Source organism: Oryzomonas rubra (assembly GCF_008369015.1).
Lineage (GTDB): Bacteria > Desulfobacterota > Desulfuromonadia > Geobacterales > Pseudopelobacteraceae > Oryzomonas > Oryzomonas japonica.
Genome location: NZ_SRSD01000006.1, coordinates 87,105 through 110,768 on the forward strand (window position 1 = coordinate 87,105; position 23,664 = coordinate 110,768).

22 protein-coding genes are annotated in these 23,664 nt (G+C 61.5%); 17 read left to right on the forward strand and 5 right to left on the reverse strand.

The features are described 5' to 3' along the window. Positions 1-18 precede the first annotated feature (18 nt). Positions 19-2,685 (reverse strand): M16 family metallopeptidase, encoded by a 2,667-nt coding sequence (locus tag ET418_RS10950; protein ID WP_188055483.1) that lies wholly within the window; start codon positions 2,683-2,685, stop codon positions 19-21. A gap of 82 nt (positions 2,686-2,767) precedes the next feature. Then, positions 2,768-3,625 (reverse strand): undecaprenyl-diphosphate phosphatase, encoded by an 858-nt coding sequence (locus ET418_RS10955; RefSeq protein WP_149307660.1) that lies wholly within the window; start codon positions 3,623-3,625, stop codon positions 2,768-2,770. A 328-nt stretch (positions 3,626-3,953) separates the two neighbouring features. Here ET418_RS10955 and ET418_RS10960 point away from each other — a divergent pair, with 328 nt between their 5' ends. The 11 genes from ET418_RS10960 to flgM all read left to right on the forward strand — a co-directional run bounded on the left by ET418_RS10960 (position 3,954) and on the right by flgM (position 14,519). Then, on the forward strand, positions 3,954-4,199 hold the full coding sequence (locus tag ET418_RS10960) for a cupin domain-containing protein (RefSeq protein ID WP_149307661.1): 246 nt from the start codon (positions 3,954-3,956) through the stop codon (positions 4,197-4,199). A gap of 3 nt (positions 4,200-4,202) precedes the next feature. Continuing rightward, complete coding sequence (locus tag ET418_RS10965; protein ID WP_149307662.1) at positions 4,203-4,781, forward strand: hypothetical protein; 579 nt, start codon at positions 4,203-4,205, stop codon at positions 4,779-4,781. Between the two features lie 219 nt (positions 4,782-5,000). Further along, positions 5,001-7,316: an endopeptidase La gene (lon, locus tag ET418_RS10970; protein WP_149307663.1), complete on the forward strand. Its 2,316-nt coding sequence runs from the start codon at positions 5,001-5,003 to the stop codon at positions 7,314-7,316. Positions 7,317-7,469: 153 nt separating this feature from the next. Then, entirely contained in the window at positions 7,470-8,243 is a 774-nt protein-coding gene (locus ET418_RS10975) for an MlaE family ABC transporter permease (protein WP_149307664.1), read from the forward strand. A 7-nt stretch (positions 8,244-8,250) separates the two neighbouring features. Continuing rightward, on the forward strand, positions 8,251-8,721 hold the full coding sequence (locus ET418_RS10980; RefSeq protein WP_149307665.1) for an EVE domain-containing protein: 471 nt from the start codon (positions 8,251-8,253) through the stop codon (positions 8,719-8,721). Further along, positions 8,718-9,470, forward strand: coding sequence for an ABC transporter ATP-binding protein (locus tag ET418_RS10985; RefSeq protein WP_149307666.1), 753 nt, complete (start codon positions 8,718-8,720; stop codon positions 9,468-9,470). Before ET418_RS10980 ends, ET418_RS10985 begins: the two co-directional genes overlap by 4 nt. A 178-nt stretch (positions 9,471-9,648) precedes the next feature. Then, positions 9,649-10,731 carry an MlaD family protein gene (locus ET418_RS10990; RefSeq protein WP_149307667.1) on the forward strand — a complete coding sequence of 361 codons (1,083 nt, stop codon included), beginning with the start codon at positions 9,649-9,651 and terminating at the stop codon, positions 10,729-10,731. A 97-nt stretch (positions 10,732-10,828) separates the two neighbouring features. Further along, positions 10,829-12,316 carry a M16 family metallopeptidase gene (locus tag ET418_RS10995; protein WP_149307668.1) on the forward strand — a complete coding sequence of 496 codons (1,488 nt, stop codon included), beginning with the start codon at positions 10,829-10,831 and terminating at the stop codon, positions 12,314-12,316. Next, entirely contained in the window at positions 12,313-13,740 is a 1,428-nt protein-coding gene (locus tag ET418_RS11000) for a M16 family metallopeptidase (RefSeq protein WP_149307669.1), read from the forward strand. Before ET418_RS10995 ends, ET418_RS11000 begins: the two co-directional genes overlap by 4 nt. A gap of 10 nt (positions 13,741-13,750) precedes the next feature. Then, complete coding sequence (locus ET418_RS11005; protein ID WP_149307670.1) at positions 13,751-14,167, forward strand: bacteriohemerythrin; 417 nt, start codon at positions 13,751-13,753, stop codon at positions 14,165-14,167. Between the two features lie 67 nt (positions 14,168-14,234). Continuing rightward, positions 14,235-14,519 (forward strand): flagellar biosynthesis anti-sigma factor FlgM, encoded by a 285-nt coding sequence (flgM, locus tag ET418_RS11010; protein WP_149307671.1) that lies wholly within the window; start codon positions 14,235-14,237, stop codon positions 14,517-14,519. An 87-nt stretch (positions 14,520-14,606) separates the two neighbouring features. Here flgM and pdxA read toward each other — a convergent pair whose 3' ends face one another. The 3 genes from pdxA to cobM are packed head-to-tail and all read right to left on the reverse strand — an operon-like array spanning position 14,607 to position 17,455. After that, on the reverse strand, positions 14,607-15,605 hold the full coding sequence (gene pdxA / locus ET418_RS11015) for a 4-hydroxythreonine-4-phosphate dehydrogenase PdxA (protein ID WP_149307672.1): 999 nt from the start codon (positions 15,603-15,605) through the stop codon (positions 14,607-14,609). Then, entirely contained in the window at positions 15,598-16,674 is a 1,077-nt protein-coding gene (locus tag ET418_RS11020; RefSeq protein WP_149307673.1) for a cobalt-precorrin 5A hydrolase, read from the reverse strand. The genes pdxA and ET418_RS11020 overlap by 8 nt, the downstream gene beginning before the upstream one ends. Before the next feature lies 1 nt (position 16,675). Beyond that, entirely contained in the window at positions 16,676-17,455 is a 780-nt protein-coding gene (gene cobM / locus ET418_RS11025) for a precorrin-4 C(11)-methyltransferase (protein ID WP_149307674.1), read from the reverse strand. 425 nt (positions 17,456-17,880) lie between these two features. Here cobM and ET418_RS11030 point away from each other — a divergent pair, with 425 nt between their 5' ends. The 6 genes from ET418_RS11030 to ET418_RS11055 all read left to right on the forward strand — a co-directional run bounded on the left by ET418_RS11030 (position 17,881) and on the right by ET418_RS11055 (position 23,650). After that, positions 17,881-19,086 (forward strand): efflux RND transporter periplasmic adaptor subunit, encoded by a 1,206-nt coding sequence (locus ET418_RS11030; RefSeq protein WP_149307675.1) that lies wholly within the window; start codon positions 17,881-17,883, stop codon positions 19,084-19,086. A 3-nt stretch (positions 19,087-19,089) separates the two neighbouring features. After that, the gene (locus ET418_RS11035) at positions 19,090-19,779 is read left to right on the forward strand and encodes an ABC transporter ATP-binding protein (RefSeq protein WP_149307676.1); all 690 of its coding nucleotides are present in this window, start codon (positions 19,090-19,092) and stop codon (positions 19,777-19,779) included. 163 nt (positions 19,780-19,942) lie between these two features. Then, the gene (locus tag ET418_RS11040) at positions 19,943-21,115 is read left to right on the forward strand and encodes an ABC transporter permease (protein ID WP_188055496.1); all 1,173 of its coding nucleotides are present in this window, start codon (positions 19,943-19,945) and stop codon (positions 21,113-21,115) included. A 63-nt stretch (positions 21,116-21,178) separates the two neighbouring features. Further along, positions 21,179-21,925 carry an acyl-[acyl-carrier-protein] thioesterase gene (locus tag ET418_RS11045; protein ID WP_149307678.1) on the forward strand — a complete coding sequence of 249 codons (747 nt, stop codon included), beginning with the start codon at positions 21,179-21,181 and terminating at the stop codon, positions 21,923-21,925. A gap of 19 nt (positions 21,926-21,944) precedes the next feature. Beyond that, positions 21,945-22,364, forward strand: a complete 420-nt coding sequence (locus tag ET418_RS11050; RefSeq protein WP_149307679.1) for an HIT family protein — start codon at positions 21,945-21,947, stop codon at positions 22,362-22,364. Beyond that, the gene (locus ET418_RS11055; RefSeq protein WP_149307680.1) at positions 22,361-23,650 is read left to right on the forward strand and encodes a M16 family metallopeptidase; all 1,290 of its coding nucleotides are present in this window, start codon (positions 22,361-22,363) and stop codon (positions 23,648-23,650) included. The genes ET418_RS11050 and ET418_RS11055 overlap by 4 nt, the downstream gene beginning before the upstream one ends. Positions 23,651-23,664: the final 14 nt, after the last annotated feature.

The window sequence follows — 23,664 nt, forward strand, 5'->3', positions numbered from 1 at the left end:
ACGATAAAGTTTAGCGCATCATTGCGGTTGCGGCCCACTGGTGACCTGAACAAACTCCGCAGGCCTGATCCATCGTGAAAAAGCGGACCTTACCTGGGTAGCGGTTATCTTCTGATATTTGTCGGCCGCACGGGTGGGCTCGTCCAACGGCAAATCCATTTGTGACAGACGAAGAAACCCCATGGCGATACCTGAGGTGCTGGTGTTGGACAATACTACCTCGTGGACAAGAAGATTCTTTGCCCGAGACAGCTCTTCGGGGGTGACGAGCCTCGTCTGCATGTCCGTCAGATCCCGCTCTATAATTGCGCGGGCTTTTGAGACATTGGGTGGATTGCAGCCGTAATCCACCCCAAAGATGGAGCGTGTTTTACCGATGTCCAGATAGGCTTCCACCGTATAGACCAAACCACTGCTCTCGCGGAGATCGCGGTAGAATCTTGTTGCGTAAAATGCTCCGGTAAGGATGTGAAGACCGACTTGCAGGGGGTAGTAATCCGGGTGTGAACGAGTCATGCCGAGTGACTCCTCGAGGGTTACCTCATCCTGCACCCTGCTATTATTGGGGACCACTACTGCTGCAGATCTGTTGCCGGCTATGGGCTGATACTCGGTTTCAGGCGTGGGGCCTTCCGCTTTCCAGTCGCCGAAGTATTTTTCGATAGTAACCTTTGCCTCTTCAGGGGTGACGTTCCCAACGACCACGATGGTCGTCATGTCGGGCCGAAAAACAGCATGGTAATAGTTTTGGACGTCCGTAAGGGTGAGCCTGTCGACCGTTTCCGGCTTGGCATACCGGAGTGCCGGGTCGTCTTTCGGGTAGAGGGCTGTTTTAAGAGCCCGACCGACCAACCATTTCGGACTCGTTTCCTGGCCGGCAAGAAGCGAGGAGGTTTCCTTCTGCACAACCTTGAAAGCCTCCTCCGGAAGCGCGGGATTGACCAGATTATCCGCTATGAGTTCTACTCCCCGGTCAAAATGCCCCTTTACAACCTGAAGGGAGAACAAAGTCCCCACCTCGACGTCAGCGGCGATTTCATCCAGGGAGGCCTGAAAAGCCAGGCGATCCAGGCGCCTGCTGCCATAAGAGAAAAGGCCTCCCAGAATCTCATCCACACCCTCCTTGCTGGGGGGCGCTTCAAGGCCGGGGTTGTTCTTTACGCGGCCATAGAGCGTTACGGTATCGCTCGTCCTGGTCGTTTTGACGATGAGCCGCATGCCGTTCTTTAGTTTCAGATCGACGGGCCCTTCCTTCGTTACTCCAACCTTGAGGGGCTTGGTGACGTGAGCAGCCCATGAAGGAAGTTTCACCCGCTTCACCTGCTTGGGAGCGAATGACTCATTGGTGCGGCCGGAATTTTTGGACTCCACGGGGTTACCGGACGGCCTGGGCGTCATGATTGCGGTGATGGCCGTATCATTGATCAGAAAATTCCGTGCAACACGGTTGACATCATCGACGGTAACCTTACTGATGGCCTTAATATCATCGTCAGGGGAGGAGCGACCTTCCAGGGCAAGGGCCTGAGACCATGCAGAGGCCAAGCCCTCAACCGAGTTTTTTTGAAACTCCGCCTGGGCAATCTCATGACGCTTGGCGGCTTCGATCAACTCTGAGGGGACACCGTTTGTTACATACCCCTGGATAATCTTCTTGATGGTTTCCACCATGGGACGCCCATCTTCCCCCCGGGGGAATGCCGCTAGAGCAAAACTGTAGCCCATCTTGGGCAAGGCATAACTGTCAAAACTCGCCGAGAGCGCCTTGCCTTCCGGGACAAGGGCATAGAGATGAGCGCGCTGGCTGGACAGGACATCCGACAAAACCATCCCGGCGGCATAATCGGGGCTCTCCAATCCAGGGAATCGGTATGCAACGAGAGCCAGCCCGTAGGATAGATCGGAGTCAAGCTCCATCTCGGCAGGCTTGAGGGGGGACAGGTTAATGGGGGGACGCGCAGGCAGCTTTTTCCTGGGGATCGATCCGAACAGGCGCTTGACCACCGCCATGGTTCGTTGCGGGTCAACATTACCCGCTATGACCAGGATTGCGTTGTTCGGCGCATACCAGTCATTGTAAAATTTTTTGAGCATGGCGCCGGTCGTTTTGTCGAAGGACTCCACCGTACCCAGGGCGTCATGCGCGTAAGGAGACCCCTCGAACAGCTTGCCCATCAAGCGGGTACTCAGGATATATTGGGGGTCGGACAGGTCCTGGACCACCTCCTGCTCTATGGCCCCGCGCTCTTCTCCCCACGCCTTGTCGGAATCGAGGATACCGCGCATGCGCACCGCCTCAACATGAAGTGCGGTTTCCATGTCTTCAACCGGGACGGTAAAAAAGTATTGTGTCAGGGATTGCTGAGTCTGGGCGTTGAAACTCCCCCCCATGGCAGCGATTATGGATGACAACTGATCAGAAGAAAGCCCCGGATTGCCACGAAACATCATGTGTTCCTGGGCATGTGCCATCCCCGGGAAACCTGGAGGAGCCTCATTGGAGCCGACGAGGTAGTTGACCTGGGTCGTGACGACCGGAGCCAGGGAATTCTGCACGATGACCACCCGCAGGCCATTTTTCAGGGTAGCCTTGGTAACCTCGCTGGATAAGGCAGGGTGAGCGCCGACGAATGAGCAGATTATCAGGGCAAAAACAACACCGGTATATCGATTAATCCTGTTCATGGCGTATCCTCCACACAAATAGAAATAATTTCTATTCATGTGCCAATAGACTAATAGGGGTGGGTATTTTCGCCGGAATTTTTCATACGCCGATTCCATGGAAAATAAACACAACGAGCGAGGCGCACAGGCAATAGTAGCCGAAGAAGCGCCAACGCCCTTTCTCCAACCAGTTTGAGAGCCAGCGCAGGGCCAGAAGTCCCGCGAGGAAACTCGACACCATCCCCACGACACCGGGGAGGAAGAGACCCATCAGATCTGCTCCCGATGTGGCGAGCTCATGCGCTTTGAGCAACCGCAGGATCTCACGGGCGATGACGGGCGGGGTCAACACCACGGCCAGGGCAAAACTGAATTCCTCGGCCTTTACCCTGGCGACCCCCAGCAAGAGAGCGACGGATATGGTCGCCCCGGAGCGGGAAAAGCCCCGGAACGGGAGGCAGAGCCCCTGCACCATACCAATCAGGATTGACTCTCCAGTCCCAATCTCGCGGGACTCCACCGGGGGGGTTCCTCTCAGGCCGGCGATGATGATCAAAAGCCCTGCCGCGGCCAGGGCCGCCGAGATAAGGCCCAGATTACCGAACAACAGTTCGATCTCGGCATGTGGGACGTTGCCCAAGACAAACCGTTCGATCAACGCCTTCAGCGCCAGCCCCACAGCTCCAGTCAAGATCGTGGCGAGTATGATCAGCTTGAGGGATGCCGTAAATTGCCGGCGCGAGGCAAAGAACCCACTTTTCCAGGATTTCCAGAAATAGCAGATCACCGCAAACATGGTGCCGGTGTGGAGCATGACTAAAAGCAGCGTCATCTCCGGGGTGGTCGGGTCGAGTCCCATCAGTTTGGCAATCACAATGACATGGGCGGAGCTGGACACGGGCAATAGCTCGGCGGCCCCTTGGACTGCCGCAAGAATAAGGATATGGACTATGGTCATGGAGGGTGTCACCTATCGATCGGTCGGGATATTGAGAAAACGGCGTCCGGAGTCTCCGGATGAGGCGAGACTAGCATAAAAAACACGACACTGCCAGATGACAACACCATGGTTAGTTCAAAACTTGAGGGAATGGCGGCAACGGCTATTCATAGCAGTTTGATAGGTCTCTTACCTGAAAATGATTGCAATATCTCAAACCAGTGGCAGAATGGGCCGTACTTGACGGCACCTCTACCTTAAGGTCCGGGAATCTGATCCTTCTTTCTGCGGTTAACCGCGGTTCCCATGACCAGCAATCTCAGCAATAATGAGGTAACCACTATTCATGCACACCCATACCGCCGCTTATTGGACCGAACGGCTGCAGCTCGCCCGCCATCCCGAAGGGGGGTGGTTCCGCGAGACCTCTCGCGCCGCCGAAAAGGTGGCCGGCTCCGGCGATTTTGCCCTGGTGGGGTGCACCGTGGCGCCCGGCTTCGATTTCAACGACTTTGAATTGGGGAACCAGAACGACCTGGCCGAACTCTTCCCACAACACGAAGCGCTCATCGGGCGCTTGACCCGGGGCTAGGTCATGTCTCTGCCCCGCGATCAGGAAATCGCCTGCCAGCAGGTCCTGGTGGACGACTCGTCGGTCTTCTCCATCCAGTGGAGCGTCTTCCCGGCCACCTTGGCGGCGCCGCTCACGCCGGAGACACTCCTGAACCGCTATCTGGCCTACATCCGCCGGTGCACCGCCACCATCATCCGCCCCCACTGCTCGGCCTCGGGCATTCAGTTCCGCCTGTTCACCAGCCGCTGGAGCCTGATCAGCTTTCTCCCGCCGGTGGAAGAGCAACAGGCCGTCGTGCTGCGCATCTGCGGCGGCATGCTGGTACAGCCGGGCCAGTGCGAGCGGGGCGAACTGCGCTTCGGCGTCAAAGAGCTACCGGACGGCATCCGCGTTTCCCTGGAACTCTCCGAATATTGCCCCCTGCTCCTCGGCAGCCCCTCGCCCTCACCATTCCGCCGCCTGCTCTACCGCCTCTCCCAGGCGGCCATTCACCGGCTGGTGACGGTTCGCTTCCTGGCGCTGCTCTATCGGGAACTGGCGGGACCGGGCGCCCGCGTTCGCGTGGTGGGTGTCAAGGTGCGGGACGGACAGCCGGTGTAGGTTCGCTGCCGTATCGGCCGCGCGCCCATGGACCCGACCGAAAGCATACCCACAACCGGCCTACCCCACGTGGTCAGAACCATGTGAATTTTATATAATTACCAGACCATGGCCGGCGAAGATCGTCGTTTGGGGGTTTAGATTTTTGAATAAGCCCCGAAAGTATGTTAAAAGAATAAGACATCACTTATCACCCCTTCAGACAAGGAACAGGTTTCCATGCCCCATACAAACATCGAAATACCGGAAAGGCTGCCGCTCTACCCCCAGAAGGAGATGGTACCCTTTCCCTACATGATCTTCCCGCTCTACGTGGACGAGCGCGAATTGCGCGTCTTCTCCGAAGCGGACAATTATGAGAAATACGTGGCCATCGTGCTGCTCCGCCCGGATGCCGCCACTGCCAGTACCCTGGCGGATATGAGCGAGATCGGGACCCTCTGCCGGGTCAACCAGATCAAAAAGCTGGGTGACGGCAGGTTCAAGGTGACCCTGGAAGGGATGGCCCGGCTGCGCATCCTGGGCATCGAGCAGACCGCCCCGGTCATGTTGGCCACTTGCGAACTGGTGCGGGAATTCGTGGAGAAGAGCCTGGTTTCCGAGGCGCTGGTGCAGAGCCTGAACGCCCTGCTGAAGATCTCCCTTTCCCACGGCAAGCCGCTGCCGGATGACGTCATGAAGATGATCGACTACATCGACAACCCGGCACGCCTGTCCGACCTGGTGGCGCTGTACGTCAACCTGCCGGCCTCCGACCTGCAGGAATTGCTGGAAACCGTCGACCCCCTGGACCGCCTCAAAAAGGTCTATGTGCACCTGACCAACGAGGTCCAGCGCATGCAGATCAAGAACGAGGTCTCCAGCGAGGTGACCCGCCGGGTCGGCAAAAACCAGAAGGAATACATCCTGCGCGAGCAGATGAAGCACATCCAGGAAGAGCTGGGCGAGGAAGACCCCCGCGCCTCGGACATGAACGAGTTGCGGCGGCTGATCGAGGAGGCCGGCCTGCCGGAAGAGGTCCAGAAGATCGCCGACAAGGAACTCAAGCGGTTGGAGCGGATCAACCCGGCCTCCCCCGAGTACACCGTATCCCGCACCTACCTGGACTATCTGGCCGGCATGCCCTGGAACAAGAGTACGGAAGACAGCCTGGACATGGTCCGGGCCGAGGAGATCCTCAACGAGGACCATTACGACCTGAAAAAGGTCAAGGAACGCATCATGGAGTTCCTGGCGGTGCGCTCCCTCAAGGAGAACATGAAGGGGCCGGTGCTCTGTTTCGTCGGCCCTCCCGGCGTGGGCAAGACCAGCCTGGGCAAATCCATCGCCCGCTCCCTGGGGCGCAAGTTCGTGCGCATCTCCCTGGGGGGGGTGCGGGACGAGGCCGAAATCCGCGGCCACCGCCGCACCTACATCGGCGCCCTGCCCGGCCGGATCATCAAGGAACTCTTCCGCTGCGGCAGCAACAACCCGGTTTTCATGCTGGACGAGATCGACAAACTGGGGCTGGACTTCCGCGGCGACCCGGCCTCGGCACTGCTGGAGGTGCTGGACCCGGAGCAGAACTTCTCGTTCAACGACCATTATCTGGACGTCCCTTTCGACCTGTCCAAGGTCATGTTCATCACCACCGCCAACCAGCTCGACCCGATCCCCGGCCCGCTCAAGGACCGCATGGAGGTCATCCGTCTGGCCGGCTACAGCACCGAGGAGAAGCTGCACATCGCCCGTAACTTCATCATCCGCCGCGAGATCGAGGAAAACGGCCTCACCGGCACGCCTCCCGAGTTCCATGACGCGGCGGTGCTGAAGGTTATCAGCGACTACACCCGCGAGGCGGGTGTGCGCAACCTGCAACGCACCATCGGCTCGGTCTGCCGCAAGGTGGCCAAGGAGATCACCCAGAAAAAGGAGCCCCGCAAGGAGATCACCACCGAGGTGGTGACGGAACTGCTCGGGCCGCGCAAGTTCCACAACGAGGTGGCGGCCGAGGACGACCGGATCGGCGTGGTGACCGGCATGGCCTGGACCGAGACCGGCGGCGATATCCTCTTCGTGGAGGCCACCAGCATGCCGGGCAAGCCGGAACTGATCCTGACCGGCTCCCTGGGGGATGTGATGAAGGAATCGGCCCGGGCCGCGCTCTCCTACGTGGAGGCCCATTACGACGATTTCGGCATTGCCCCGGACGCCTTCGAAAACAGGGTCATCCATATCCACGTGCCGTCAGGGGCCATCCCCAAAGACGGCCCGTCCGCCGGTGTGACCATGGTCACGGCCCTTGTGTCGCTCCTGACGAACAGGCCCGCCAAGCGCGGCGTGTCCATGACCGGCGAGATCACCCTGACCGGCAGGGTACTGGCCATCGGCGGCCTCAAGGAAAAGGTGCTGGCCGCCCACCGGGCCGGGGTCAGAAAGATCATCGCCCCGGACCGCAACCGCGACGACCTCGAGGATATCCCCGAGAACGTGCGCAAGGAGTTGGAATTCACCTTTATTCACGAGGCTGCCGAGGCGGTGGCCGTGGCGCTGTAGGAGGTTGTTGAAAAACAGCCAGATCGCCGCCGTCCTCGAAAGCCCTTTTGTGCGGCGTAGCGCTGCTACGCCTCCGCAGGGCTTTCTGCGGGTGCGACGATCTGGCTATTTTTGAACAACCTGGGTTTTTAACAACCTGTTAAAAGGTACTGAATGAACATCGCCGTCATCGACAAGATCTTGTTGCGCTTCTTCGCCGAGCTCCAGGGGTGGTTCGCCCTGGCGGCCACGACCTTCGCACGCATGTTCCGCCGTCCCTATTATTACCGTGAATTCGCCGTGCAGTTCGATAAACTCGGGTTTTCCTCCCTGTTCATCTGCATGCTGACCGGCCTGTTCACCGGCATGGTCATGGCCCTGCAGGCCCTGGTGCAGCTCAAGCCCTTTGCCGCCACCAGCTACGTGGGGGGCATGGTGGCGGTGACCATGATCAAGGAGTTGGGGCCGGTGCTGGCCTCCCTCATGGTGGCCGGCCGGGTCGGCTCCGCCATTACCGCGGAGTTGGGCACCATGGTGGTCACCGAGCAGGTTGACGCCATGCGGGTGGAGGGGACCGACATCGTCAAGCGGCTCGTGGCGCCGCGGCTGAAGGCCATGCTCCTGGCGCTGCCGCTCCTGACCGCGGTGGCCGACGCCGTCTCGCTCCTGGGTGGGTATATCATGGCCTCGGGCTACGGCATCAATCCCACCATGTACCTCAAAGGCATCCCCCAGTTCATGGTCTTCCAGGATCTGATCGAAGGATTGGTCAAACCGACCTTCTTCGGCTTCCTGATCGCCATGACCGGTTGCTATGTAGGACTCAACACCCGCGGCGGCGCCGAAGGGGTGGGCAACTCGGCCAAACAGGCGGTGGTGGTCTCGTCGGTGCTGATCCTGATGTTCGATTTCTTCCTGACCAAGATCTTCGTGGTCTTCAGGGGATAGGATAACCATGGCCTACTGGCTCTTCAAAACCGAACCGGGCTGCTTTTCCTTCGATGACCTGAAGGCCCGCCCGAACATGACCGAACCGTGGGACGGGGTGCGCAACTACCAGGCGCGCAATTTCCTGCGGGACCGGATCAAGCCGGGCGACCGGGTGCTGTTCTACCACAGCAATATCCCCGAACCTGCCGTTGTCGGCATTGCCGAGGTCGTACGGGAGGGATACCCCGATTCCACGGCCCTCAACCCGGCGGGTGAGCATTTCGACCCCAAGGCGTCGCCGGACAACCCGATCTGGTACATGGTGGACGTGCGCTATGGCGAGCCGCTGCCCCGGCCGGTCTCCCTCGAACAGATCAAGGGCAATCCCCTCCTGGCCGAAATGCCGCTGGTCAAGCGCAGCCGCCTCTCGGTCCTGCCGGTAACGGCCGATGAGTGGCGGATCATCCTGATCATGGGCGGAGCGGAACCCAAATGAGCGGCAGCGATTCCATCCGCATGGAGAAACTCTCCTACTCGGTGGGGGGGCGGAAGATCCTGGAGGATTTCGACTTCTGCCTGGATCGGGGCGTCAACCGCACCATCCTGGGGGTGAGCGGCGCCGGCAAGACCACGATCCTCAAGCTGCTCCTGGGGCTGCTGCCCCCCCAATCGGGGCGGGTCTGCATCGGCGACGTCTGCATCACCGGCCAACCGGAGTCAATCTTCAGCGAGCAACGCAAGCGCATCGCCATCGTCTTCCAGGGAGGGGCGCTGTTCGACTCCATGACCGTGGGGGAGAACGTGGGCTACCGCCTGTTCGAGGAGGGGCGTCTCTCCGAGGGGGAGATCGAGCGGATCGTGCGGGAAAAGCTCTCCTTCGTGGGTGTGGAAGAGGCCCTGAACCTCTATCCCGCCGAGCTGTCGGGCGGCATGAAGAAACGGGTCGCCATCTCTCGCGCCCTGGCGGCCAACCCGGATTTCATCTTCTTCGACGAGCCGACCACCGGCCTCGACCCCATCGGTGTCTATAACATCTGCAACCTGATGCAGCGCTTGCAGGCCGAGGGGAAGACCACCCTCATGGTGACCCATGACCTGGCGACAGCCTTCGCCACCTCGGAACGCTTCACCTTCCTGCACCAGGCGCGGATGATCTTCGAGGGGACCGAAGCGGAGATGCGGGCCAGCACGATCCCGGAGGTGCAGGAGTTCTTGCAGCCGACGAAAGAGTCGCTGTTTGTGTAATTACGCATTATTGAGCACAGAGACGCGGAGGGATCACGGAGTTTTTTGAGCAGATGAGTACCGTAACGACGGCACCCTTTTCCAGCTCATCTCAAGATTCAACACCCTGCGTTTTCTCAAAGATGTTCTCTGTGTCTCTGTGGCAGATTGTGATTTTAAACCGGAACAGGTGAAATTAATGGAACGGAGCAACAAGATAGGCTGGGCCCAGGTACGCGCCGGCGTGTTCATCTTCGTAGCGATGATATGCGTTGCCGGTGGAGTGCTGCTCATGGGGCAGAAGACCAAGATGTTCGTCCCCAAGGGGAAATTGCAGGTGGTGATGGACGATGTGGCCGGCCTCAAGGAGGGCGCCCCGGTCTGGCTGGCCGGGGTGGACGTGGGGGTCGTGACCGATATCCGTTTTGCCGATCCCAAAAAGAACAACGAGGTGGATATCCGCCTGGAGATCGATGACGAGGCCCTGAAAAAGATCGGCACCGATTCGAAGATCACCATCAAGACCCGCGGCCTGATGGGGGAAAAATATGTGGACATCACCCCGTCGCAGTACTATTTCGAAAAACCGGTCGCCGTTCTGCGCGGCACACCGGTCGTGAAGCTTGACGACGTGGTGCAGAAGGCCGGCACCACCTTCGACCGCCTGAACACGATCGTGGACAATATCACCCAGGGCAAGGGGACCTTGGGCAAGCTGACCACCGACGCCAGCCTCTACACCAACATCGTCAGCCTGACCGGCGAACTCCACGCGCTGGCGGTCACCATCAACCGCGGCGAGGGGACCCTGGGCAAGCTGAACCGCAACCCCGAGCCCTACAACAGACTGGTCAGCATCCTCAACCGGGCCGACCAGACGCTCCGGGACATCCAGGAGTCCAACGGCACCCTGAACAAGCTGATTTACGACAAGGCGCTCTACGACAAGCTGGTCACCCTGGCGCAAAAGAGCAATGATGCCGCCGACTATGTGCGGGAACTGAACAAAAAGATCACCTCCAGGGACAGCACCCTCGGCCTGCTGATCAATGACCGGGAGTTCTACGACAAGGGGCTGTCGCTCCTGACCCGGGCCGACAATTCGGTCAAGTCCATCGAGGAGGTCACCGCCAGGATCAAGAGCGGCGAGGGGACGGCCGGCAAGCTGGTGACCGACAAGGAACTGTACGAACGCATGAACCACATGGTGGACAACCTGGACGCCCTGGTGAAGGATTTCAAGGAGCATCCCCGCAAATACATCAAATTCTCATTGTTTTAAATCGCCCATCATCTTACCATGATAGACACGGTGCCCGGCCTCCGATCAGGGGGCCGGCACCGTGCCGAACGAAAAGAAAAAACAGAGGTGAAAACCTATGAAACGGATGTGGTTGTTTCTCATAGCGCTCTGCCTGTGCTCTACCAGCCTCTTTGCCGCCGGGTTGGAAGACAAGGTCGTCGAGCATACCATGAAGAACGGCATGAAGCTTCTGCTGGTGGAGCGCCATACCTCCCCGACCGTGGCGGCCTGGATCCGGTTCCGGGTGGGGAGCGTGGACGAGCGGAGCGACGAGCAGGGCATCGCCCACATGCTGGAACATATGCTCTTCAAGGGCACCACCACCCTGGGGACAAAAAACTATGCCGCGGAAAAGCCGCTCCTGGACAAGATCGAACAGACCGCCCAGGCCATGATCGCGGAGAAGGCCAGGGGGGACAGGGGAGACAAGGCCAAGGTAGCCGATCTGGAGAAGCAGCTGGCGGCGCTGGAGGCGGAGGCGTCCCGGTATGTCATCAAGGATGAGTTCTTCGAACTCTACGCCAAAAACGGCGGCGTGGGGTACAACGCCTTCACCAGCCGCGACGGTACCACCTACCTGATCAACCTGCCGGCCAACAAACTGGAGTTGTGGGCGGCCATCGAGTCCGACCGCATGCAGAACGCCGTGCTGCGCGAGTTTTATTCGGAGCGGGCCGTGGTGATGGAAGAGCGCCGCCGTTCCACCGACGCCGACCCGGAGAACAAGCTGTGGGAGACCTTCGTCGCCTCCGGCTTCCTGGTCCATCCCTACGCCCATCCCACCATCGGCTGGATGTCGGATATCGAGAACCTGACCCGCACCAAGGCCGAGCGTTTCTTCCACTCCTACTACGGCCCCCAGAGCGCCATCGTGGCCATCGTGGGGGACATTGACACCGAGGCGACCATCAAACTGGTGGAGCGCTATTTCGGCGCCATCAAGCCCGGAAAGCTCCCGGCGCCGGTCACGGCCGAAGAACCGAAGCAGGAGGGGGAACGGCGCATCGAACTGATGGCCGAGGCCGAGCCGACCATGATGGTCGGTTTCCACAAGCCCGCCATCAATGCGGCCGACGATTACGTCTTCGACGTGATCAGCATGATCCTTGGCAACGGCCGGACCTCGCGCCTGTATAAAAAGCTAGTCATCGAAAAGCAGATCGCCACGGAGGTGGGAGTCTTCGACGCCCCGGGCAGCCGCTACCCCAACCTCTTCCTCGTCAACGCCAATCCCCGCGCCCCCCATACCACCAGGGAGGTTGAGGAGGCCATCCTCCATGAACTGGAACTGCTCAAGACCGAACCGGTCGCCGCGCGGGACCTGCAGCGGGTCCTCAACAAGATCGAGTATGAAGAGGCCCGCAGGATGGGCACCAACGGCGGCCTGGCCCGCAACCTGACCGAGTACGAGGCGGTCGCCGGCACCTGGCGCTACATGACCGAGTACCGCCGCAAGGTGGCATCGGTCACCGCCGCCGATATCCAGCGGGTGGCCAGACAGTATTTCACCGAGGAGAACCGTATGGTTGGATTCCTTAGCAAAAAGGGGGGTGACGGCAAATGAAACGACTGATCCTCTCCCTCGTGCTCCTTGTTACGGCATGGGCGGCTGTTGCCGCCGCCGATGGCGGAAAGGCCGACCCCCGCACCATGAGCTTCCCCGAGCTGCGCTTCGAGATCCCCACCGCCGAACGGGCGGTGCTGGAATGCGGCATGCCGGTCTACCTGCTGCGGGACACGGAACTGCCCATCATCAACATCACGGCCCTGGTCCGCACCGGATCGGTCTATGAGCCGGCTACCAAAGCCGGCCTGGCCGCCCTGACCGGCAGCGTCATGCGCAGCGGCGGCGCCGGCGGACTCTCGCCGGAACAGATGGACGACGAACTGGAGTTCATGGCCTCGGCGGTGGAGAGCGGCATCGGCCCCGACATGGGCACGGTCTCCCTGACGTCGCTCACCAAGAACTTCAGCCGGACCCTGCGCATCTTCGGCGATGTGCTGCTGCACCCCGATTTCAGCCAGAAGCGGGTCGATATCGCCCACAAGCACCTGATCGAGGGATTACGGCGGCAGAACGACGACCCCAAGGAGATCGCCGGGCGGGAACTCAATCGGGCCATCTACGCCGGCCACCCCCTGGGCGCGGTCCCTACCTTTGCCTCGGCCAACGCCATTACGCGCCAGGACATGGTTGATTTCCATCGCCGCTTCTTCCGGCCGGACGCGATGATCCTGGCGATATCGGGGGATTTCGACCGTGGAGCCCTGCTCAGGGAGTTGAACGCCGTTTTCGGCAAACCGGCCATTGCCCCTCCGGCGGCACTGCCGGATATCCCCCAGCCGAAGGCGGAATTCCGCCCCGAGGTGATCTACGGCAAAAAAGAGGTCAACCAGACCGTGATCCGCATGGGGCACCTGGGGGTCACCAAAGACTCCCCCGACATCTACGCCCTGCGTATCATGGACTATATCCTGGGGGGGAGCTTCACCTCGCGCCTGACCATGGAGATCCGCACCAATCAGGGACTGGCCTACAACGTTGACAGCCGCTTCGACGTGGGGCGGCGCTTCACCGGCACCTTCATCGCCGAGACCGAGACCAAGGCCGGGTCCACCGGCAAGGCCGTCTCCCTGATGGAGGAGATCATCGCCGGCATGACCAGGGAACCGGTGAGCGACCAGGAGTTGAAGGCGGCCAAGGAATATATCATCAACTCCTTCATGTTCGGCTTCACCAGCCCTGCTTCCATCGTGACCCAACGGGCGCGACTGGAGTTCTACGGCTATGCTCCCGGCTACCTGGAAGGCTATCGGGACAACATCGCCCGGGTGACGAAGGAGGATGTGCTGGCTGCCGCCCGAAGACATCTGAGGCCCGAGGCGTTTAAACTGGTGGTGGTGGGCGATGCCGCCAAATTCGACAAACCGCTGACCGCCTTAGGCGCTGTCCGCGAACTGGATCTCAGGCAACAACCAGAAAAGTAAGGGGGGAATTATGGCACTTCCTGAGTGGGATGAAAGCATGGCGCTACATCTTCCCGCCGTCGACAGCCAGCACAAGCAGTTGCTCGGCTGGATCAAGGCGCTGGGCGACGCGGTGCAGAAGGGCGAGGGCGCCCGGATCATCGACGAGGTCCTCCACAACCTGATCAACTACGTTCACGAGCACTTCTCCGCCGAGGAGCGCCTGATGCTTACCCATAACTTTCCCGGCTTTACGGGCCACCGCCAGGAACACGATTTTTTCGTTGCCAAGCTCAAGGATATGCATACCGGCGTCACGAGCGGGGAGGAGTTGAGCGGCAAGACCCTGGACTTTCTGATCGATTGGACGATCTCCCATATCAAGGGAACCGACCAGAAATACGGGCATTTTATCCGGGAAGCCGCGGCAGGTTCCAAATTGGATTAAAGCTTTACCCCTACTCTGCCGATGTAGTTTAAAAGAGCAGAAGAGTACGTTTGCAGAGGAGGCCGCCATGAAGATCGAAACCGGTGTTCAAGCCCTGGCCAAGCCGCAGAGAAAAGAGATAAAAGGTTCATCCGCGCAGAGGAGCGCCGATGCCACGTCGGCACAGGATGAGGGAGACGCATTCAGCGTCGAGCTTTCATCGACCACCGAGAAGCTGCTGTCTGCCGCCCCTACTGAAGAGACCATCCGCTGGGAGAAGGTCGCCTCCATCAGGGACCAGCTGGCGGCGGGCACCTACAATATCAGCGGCAAGGATGTCGCGGCCAAGATGCTGAATGCCTTTACGGGCTGACGAAAAAACCCCACCGGTATCGGCGGGGTTTTTTCGTTGAATGGTTCTCCTCCACGCGGTTTCCCCCTCATTCCCCCTCATTCCCCCTCATTCCCCCGCCATCCCCATGGCCATCCTGATGGCCGCCAACAGGCTCTTCTCCGAGGCCGTGCCGGTCCCTGCCAGATCATAGGCCGTGCCGTGGTCCACCGACGTGCGGATAATCGGCAATCCCAGCGTGACGTTGACCCCGTCGTCGAAATGGAGCATTTTGAGCGGTATCAGCCCCTGGTCATGGTACATGGCCACCACGCCGTCGTACAAACCCTGTTGGGCGAAATGAAAAAGGGTATCCGCCGAAAGCGGCCCCTGGGCGTCGATCCCCTCGTGCTGCGCCGCTTCGATGGCCGGTGCGATTGCCAGTTCCTCCTCGTTGCCGAACATCCCACCCTCGCCGCAGTGTGGGTTGAGCGCCAGCACCGCCAGGCGCGGGGTGGATTTGCCGGTCAGGCGCCGCACCCCGTCCGCCGTGACCCGGATCGTATTCAGCACCCGGTCCCTGGTGATCAGGCCGGGAACGGCACGAAGCGCCTCATGGATCGTCACCAGGCTGACCCGGAGCACATCGCCCGCCAGCATCATCACATAATCGTCCACCCCGCACAGTTCGGCCAAAAGTTCGGTGTGCCCGTGGTACACATGGCCGGCGCGGTTCATGGCTTCCTTGTTGATGGGCGCCGTGACCATGGCCGCCACCCGGCCCGCCAGACAGAGGCGGGCAGCCGTGCAGATACAGCTATGGACGGCATCGCCGGCAGCCAATGTGGGCCTGCCGTACTGCATATCCCCTTCGGCCAGGCAGGAAACCGGCACTAACGCCACAGCGCCCTCCGGGACGTGGTGCGCCTCCTCGGGCTCAATGATTTCGACTAGTTTCAGCCGCGAGTCGCAGACGTGCACCGCCCGGTCAAGGGCACCCCTGTCGCCGACGACCAGGGGCGTGCACCCCGTGGTAACCAGGGGATTGCCCAACGCCTTGACGATGATCTCCGGCCCGATACCGCAGGGATCACCCATGGTGATCGCTATCAGGGGTTTTTCAGACATGGGGCTCCTCTTCCTCGATCTCGGCCACCGCCAGGGTGACGTTCTCCGACTTGACCTTCTTCAGCAGCAATCTTCCGCCCCCCGAACCGAGCAGGGCCGCCGGTTCCGCCACCCCCGAGGCGCCGATAGCCGCCAGGGCATGGGACGACGGCGGCGACGGGGCGGCGACGGCATTCAATTCGTCGCTCCCGAAGAACGCCAGGGGAACGCCCAACCGCTCAGCAAAGGCGATCAGCCCCTCCTCGTCGCGCTTGACCGTTACCGTGGCCACCAGGCGCACGCTCTTGCGGGAGAGGAAGATACGCTTGAGTTGAGCCGTAACGAAATCATCGATGTCGTCCACCGTCGTGCCGCGGTTGCAACCGATGCCCAACACCAGGTTGCTGGGGCGCAGGATCAGCAGGTTGTCGGGCTGGGTCTGGGGCGGAAGGTGGCGGTTGGTTACGAACAGGAATCCCCGGGCCGTACTCTCCATGGCCTCGGCAAAGGTGTCGTGAAAGGAGGTCTTGCCCCGACCGCACAGCCAGCAGCGCGTCTTCCCCGTGGGATCGACGACGGCGATCTCCTCGCCGTCCAGGAGCAGCCGGTTGAGCACCTTGACCCGGCCGATGTCGTCGATCACCCACCCCTGCTCCTTGGCCAGGAGGTCAAAGGAGGGGAGACCATTGGCATCGGTGGCGGTGGTGATGACCGGCCGGGCTCCGGTGATGAAGGCGCAGCGTTCGGCCAGTTCGTTGGCGCCGCCCAGATGGCCCGCAATGAGCGAGATGGCGAATTTGCCCGCATCGTCCATCACCACCACGGCCGGGTCGGTCTCCTTGGACTCCAGAAGCGGGGCGATCATGCGCACCACGATGCCGGCGGCCATGATGAAGACGAAACCGTCGTACCCCTTCCAGAGTGAGGCGGCCAGCGTCTTCAGGTCGGCAGGGTCGAAGAGGCGCCTGGCCGTTCCGGCTTGGCCGGCATAGCGGCTGGAAACATGCAGCTCCGCTTCGGGCAGCCCTCCCCGCAACCGTTGTCCCAACTGCGCCCCGTTACGGGTTATGGCGATCACGGCGACGTGCATGTCATCCTATGGCGCTGCCGCGAAAACCGTGGGAGAAAGCGTCATCGTAGAGCAGCGACCGGGCCTTGAGTCCTTCGCGGCGCGCCGCCAGCACATCCCCCACGATGATCAGGGCCTGGCGGTCGATGCCCGCCTCCCGGACCTTGGCGGCGATATCGGCCAGGGTCCCCTCGATGATCAATTCGTCCTCCCAGGAGGCGCGGCAGACCACGGCTGCGGCGGTCTCCGGGGTGTAGGCGCCGGCCAGAAGCTCTTCCACCACCCGGTCGATCATGCCCACCGAGAGATAGATTACCAGGGTGGCGCCGATGCCGGCAATTCGGCTGAGGCGTTCCCGTTCCGGCACCGGTGTGCGTCCCTCCATGCGGGTGAAGATCACCGACTGGGACACTTCCGGCAGGGTCAGTTCCTGTTTGAGGGCGGCAGCGGCGGCAAAGGCGCTGGTCACGCCGGGCACCACCCGGTACGCCACCCCCAGGCGGTCCAGAGCCTCCATCTGTTCCTGGATGGCGCCGTAGATCGATGGGTCGCCGGTATGAAGCCGCACCACGTTCTTGCCGGCCGTGACGGCTTCCATGACCACGGAGAGAACCTCGTCGAGGGTCATGCCGGCCGAATCGTACACATCCGCCGTGGCGGCATAACGACGGACCAGTTCCCGGTCCACCAGGCTGCCGGCATAGACGACCACATCGGCATGGCGCAAGAGCCGCGCGCCGCGGATAGTGATGAGGTCGGCGGCCCCCGGTCCTGCGCCGACGAATGAAACCTGTGGTGACATGGTTGACCTGTTCCTTGTTTTCTTTGGCAAAACCGCATTGGTGGCGCTGCCTGCTGCACTTGTAGTCCGAAACCTGCCCCATGTCAAGCTGGAGCGCTGCCCCGGCCCCGGCTGCCGCTGTTTTTTCAATTGACAATTTTTACGGATGTATTAGGATAATAAGCATCCTGTTAGGTTTTTTATAAGTATACCACGAAAGGAGAACCCGACTATGTGGACTGCAAGATTCAGAATTCGTCCGGTATCCCACTGCAAAGAGGGTTGCCCTAGCCAGCCCGCGGCGTGATCCGCCGCGGGCGTTTCGAAAAAGCCCCCTGCCCCCTGGACAGGGGGCTTTTTTTTTGGAGGTAATCTGTTATGATGCCGGTTCGAGCAACAATGGCATTCCACCCCAGTTGGCTGTCTGCAAAGCGAAAGAGACCGGCATGAAAAAATATCTCCTCATCCTGGCTGCCATCCTGCTCGCGGCCGGCACCGCAGCCCTCTTCTTTCTCAAACGCACGCCCGAGATCAACTACAAAACCGCCAGGGTCGAGCGGGGGGCCATTATTGCCGCCGTGTCGGCCACCGGCAACCTGAGTGCCGTCATCACCGTCCAGGTCGGCACCCAGGTCTCGGGCACCATTCAGAAACTCTACGTCGATTACAACTCGCGGGTCAAAAAGGGGCAGCCGATTGCCGAGATCGACCCGTCGCTCTTCAGGGCCGCGGTGGAGCAGGCCGACGGAAATTACCGCAACGCCGAGGCCAACCTGATGAAGGCCCGGGTCACGCTGGCCGACGCGGAGCGGACCATGAAGCGCAACAACAAGCTGCTGGCCGACGGCATCATCTCCCAAAGCGACTACGATGTGGCCGAAACCGCATGGCAATCGGCCAAGACCGGCATCAAGGCGGCCGCGGGGAGCGTGGTCCAGACCCGGGGGGCGCTCATGCAGGCCCGCACCAACCTGAATTACTCGGTCATCCGTTCGCCGGTGGACGGCACCGTCATCTCCCGCGCGGTGGATGTGGGGCAGACCGTGGCGGCCTCCTTCCAGACCCCGACCCTCTTCACCATCGCCCAGGACCTGACCAAGATGCAGATCGAGGTCAGCGTGGACGAGGCCGATATCAGCCGCATTACCCTCGGCCAGCCCACCTCCTTCAATGTGGATTCCTACCCGGAGCAGAGCTTCAAGGGCAAGGTGGTCCAGATCCGCAGCGCCCCGATCATCACCCAGAACGTAGTCACCTACATCGTGGTGGTCAATGTGGACAACAGCGACCTGAAGCTCAAACCGGGCATGACCGCCAACGTCTCCATCGAGGTGGCCCGCAGGGACAACGTGCTCAAGCTCCCGCCGGCCGCCCTGCGCTTCAAGCCGAAGACGCGGGAGAGCGCGGCCAAGGGCGCGCGCCCCGCACAGCCGGAAGCGGGTAAGGGCCAACGCCGGGACAAGGGGCAACGGGTCTACATCCTCAAGGAGAACAAACCGGTCCCTGTCATGGTAAAGACCGGCATCTCCGACGCAGGCTCCATCGAGCTGACGGGAGGGGGGCTGAAGGAGGGGGATGAGGTCATCGTCGAACAGGTGGGCGGCGACGCCAAGAAGAAGAGCGGCGGCTCTCCCATGGGACCGCGCTTTTAGACCATGGGCGAGGTTATCTCCCTCAAGGATATCCGCCGCGTGTTCACCATGGGCGACCAGCAATTCGAGGCGTTGCGGAGCATTTCCTTCAGCGTCGCCGAAGGTGAATTCGTGGCCATCATGGGCGCATCAGGCAGCGGCAAGTCCACCTGCATGAACATCCTGGGCTGCCTGGATCACCCCAGTTCGGGCACCTACCTGCTGGACGGCCTCGATGTGGCGGGCATGGACCTCAACCGGCTGGCCGGCATCCGCAACAGGAAGCTGGGTTTCGTCTTCCAGGGGTTCAACCTGCTGGCCCGTACCCCGGCGGTGGAGAACGTGGAACTCCCCCTGGTCTATGCCGGGTTGTCCGCGAAGGAGCGTCGCCACAAGGCGCTGGCGGCCCTGGAGCAGGTCGGGCTGGGGGGCAAAGAGAGCAATCATCCCAGCCAGCTTTCCGGGGGGCAGCAACAGCGGGTGGCCATCGCCCGGGCCCTGGTCAACAACCCTGCGGTGATCCTGGCCGACGAACCGACCGGCAACCTGGACAGTTCTACCAGCGAGGAAATTATGGACCTGTTCACCGACCTGAACAGGCGCGGCATCACCATCATCATGGTCACCCACGAGGCGGATGTGGCCGCCTATGCCGGACGCAGGATAACCTTCCGCGACGGGCAGATCATCGGGGATACCGGGGCGAATCCGTAAGAAGTCCATCTGCTGCGTTACGCTCGTCACGTTCCCCACGAGCATAGCTTGCGGGAGTTTTTTACGGATTCCTGAGGGGCACGTTTTTTTGAGATTGAGGGCTTACAACGTGGACTTTCTCCAAACCCTGAAAATAGCCCTGCGGGCCCTGCGCACCAACAAGATGCGCTCGTTTTTGACCATGCTGGGGATCATCATCGGCATCGCAGCCGTGATCGCCATGATGGCCGTGGGGGCCGGGGCGCGCCACGTCATCTCCCAGCAGATCGCCAGCATCGGCAGCAACATCATCCTGGTCATCCCCGGCTCCACCACCAGCGGCGGCATCCGCATCGGCAGCGGCGCCAGCCAGACCCTGACCAGCGACGACGCCAAGGCCATCATGGCCGAGTGCCCCTCGGTGGAGGCCGCCGCCCCCACGGTGCGCAGCACGGGCCAGGTGGTCTACGGCAATATGAACTGGTCCACCGCCATCATAGGGACCACGCCGGAGATGTTCGATATCCGCGAATGGCCGGTGACGAGCGGCCGCAGCCTCGGCCAGCAGGACGTGGACAGCGCCGCCAAGGTCTGCCTGCTGGGCCAGACCGTGGCGGAGAACCTGTTCGGCTCCACCGATCCGGTGGGCAAGATGGTGCGCATCAAGAAGATCCCCTTCACCGTTGTCGGCCTCCTGGAGCGCAAGGGCCAATCCCCCCAGGGGACCGACCAGGACGATGTGATCTACGTGCCGCTGCGCACGGCCCAGCGCAAGCTGGTCGGTTCCCAGTTCCCCAACACCGTGGGGGCGGTCATGATAAAGGCCAGAAGCGAAGCCCTTTTGAGCAGGGCCGAAGACGAGGCCAATGACCTGCTCAAACAGCGCCACCGCATCACCGGCAGCAAGGAACCGGATTTTTCCACCCGCAACCTCTCCGAGATCCTGGCCGTGGCCGAGCAGTCCTCCCAGGCCATGTCCCTGCTGTTGGGTGCAGTCGCCTCCATCTCCCTGCTCGTCGGCGGCATCGGCATCATGAATATCATGCTGGTGTCCGTTACCGAGCGAACCAGGGAGATCGGCATCCGCATGGCCATCGGCGCGCGAAAGAACGACATCCTCCTCCAGTTCATGACCGAGGCGGTGCTCCTGACCATGATCGGCGGCCTGATCGGTATCTGCCTGGGGGGTGCGGGGGCCATGGTCGTCTCCCGGATCCTGTCGTGGCCGACGCTTATCTCGGTCGAATCCGTCAGCATCGCCTTCATCTTCTCCGGTGCGGTGGGCATCTTCTTCGGTTTCTACCCGGCCCGCAAGGCGGCCGGGCTCAATCCCATCGACGCACTGCGCTACGAATGAGGGCGTGAATGGCAAAGGCTTTTTCACGATTCACCATTCACGATTCACGAAAAAAGGGCACACATGGAACCAAACATTTTCACGAAGGATTTTCCGGTTCGCTACCATGACCTGGACAGTTGCGGCAATCTGCGGGTGGCGACCCTGCTCAATTACCTGCAGGACACGGCAGGGATGCATGCGGCACTGCTGGGCGTCTCCCTGGCAGACCTGCAAAAGCTGGGGCTGACCTGGGTGCTGTCGCGCATCCATCTGCTGGTGGAACGCTATCCCCGCGCCGGGGAAACCGTGACGCTCCGTACCTGGCCCGCGACCCGCCAGGGGCTCTTCACCTGCCGCGAGTTCGAGCTGTGCGATAACCATGGCGCCCGTGTGGCCCGGGCGACCACCTCGTGGGCGGTAATGAAGGTCGCCACCCGCCGCCCGGTCCGGCTGGACGGGAACCTCGCCCCCTATCCGCTGGTGTCCGGGCGGGCGATCGATGACGACTTCGCGCAGTTGCCCCCCTTTCCCGTGGCCGCCACAACAGAGATGGGGTTCCGGGTACTGCGCAGCGACCTGGACATGAACCACCACGTCAACAACACCATCTATGCGGGATGGGCGCTGGAGGCGGTGCCCGATGCCGTGGCGGCGGGCAGCCTGAACGAACTGGAGATCGCTTTCCGGGCCGAGGTCCGGCACGGCGACAGCATTATGTCCCGATGCGCCGTTACGGACACGGAGCCGACAACCTGCTGCCTGCACCAGATCGTAAGCCAGCGGGACGGCAAAGAACTGGCGCGCCTGCGCACCCGCTGGAAAAAATGAAAATATACCGGAGCTATTCATGACCCTATCACCATGCCCCATGTGCAGCCGTTGGGAGAGCGACGCCGACCTGCGCATCGCCGAACTCGAACACTCCTATGTCATCCTCAACCGCGACCAGTTCTTCCCCGGTTACACGCTGCTGTTCAGCAAAACCCACGTGACCGAGCTGTTCCACCTTGACCGCCGGGTGCGGGGCGAACTGATGGAAGAGATCAGCCGGGTGGCCGAGGCGCTGTTCGCCACCTTCCGGCCCGACAAGATCAACTACGAACTCCTGGGCAACATGGTCCCCCATATGCACTGGCATCTGGTACCCCGCTTCGCCTCGGAGCCGCTCTGGCCGCGCCCCATCTGGGCCGAGCCCCATGACGACGTGCTCCTGGCGCCGGAAGGGTACCACCGGACCATCGAGCGGATCCGTGAGGCGCTGGCATGATCCGGCCGTTTCTTCACACCCAGAGCAACGGCCTGCGGGTTGTGTGCGTCGAGATGCCCCATCTGCACGCGGCCGAACTGGCGATCTACGTCAAGGTCGGGGGGCGCAACGACCCGCCCGGCAGGGAGGGACTGTCCCACTTTCTGGAACACATCCTCTTCCGCGGCACGGCAGACTATGCCTCGTCCCTTGCGATCGAGACCGCCTTCGAGGCGGTCGGCGGCGCTCCCAATGCCGCCACCGACGCCGAATCCACCTGCTACTATTCCCGCGTCCACCCGGACCATGTGCGGCACGGCCTGGAGATATTCGCCTCCATGCTGCTGCGGCCGCTTCTGGAAGGAATCGAGGTCGAACAGCGCATCATTGCGGAGGAGGCGCGGGAAGACCTGAACGAGCAGGGGGACGAGGTCAACCCCGATACCATAACCAGCCGCCTCCTCTGGCCGCGCCACCCTCTGGGCATGCCGACCATCGGCACCCTGGAGAGCATTGCCGCCATCGACCGGGCAGACCTGGAGGCGCACCTGCAACGCTACTACGTCCCCAGTTCCACGGTGGTCGTGGTTGCCGGGCCGGTGCGCAGCCGCGAAGTCTTCGCCGCCGCCAGCGAGGTCTTCGACGACTGGTGCGGGGCGACAGCGCCGCCGACCCCCATGGTCACCAAACGCAACACCACCCCCCAGATCCGCTTCGTGCGCGACTCCGACAGCCAGGTGAACCTGCAACTTTCCTTCCTGGGCTTTCCCCGTAACGACCGCCACTTCATGGCCGTTCGCCTCTTGCGCCGAATCCTGGCCGGCGGCGGCAGCTCGCGCCTGCACCTGCGGCTGCGGGAGGAGCTGGGCATCGTCTATTCCGTGGAGGGGGCCGTTGGGGCCTACGACGAGACCGGCTGCCTGACCTTCGACCTCTCCACCGCCCCCGCGAACCTGCCCCAGGCGATCGAGGTCACCCTGGACGAACTCCGGCGCATGGCGGACGAACCGATCACGGCGGCAGAACTGGACAGGTTCCGCCAGTCCTACATCTTTGACCTGGAATACAGCCGCGACTCGGCGTACGAGATGGGGGTGCGCTACGGTTGGGGAGAACTGGTGGGGGTCAAACGGAACATCGAGGAGGACCAGGAAGAGGCGCGCCGCATCACGGCGGAGATGCTGCAGGAGACGGCCCGCGCCCTCTTCGCGCCGCAAAACCTGAACCTGGTGGTCGTTGGGCCCTACAAGACCGGCATGAAGAAAACGGCCCGTGGGTTGATCGAGCGCTACGCGGAACGTTTTTGATGCAGGGCCGGGGG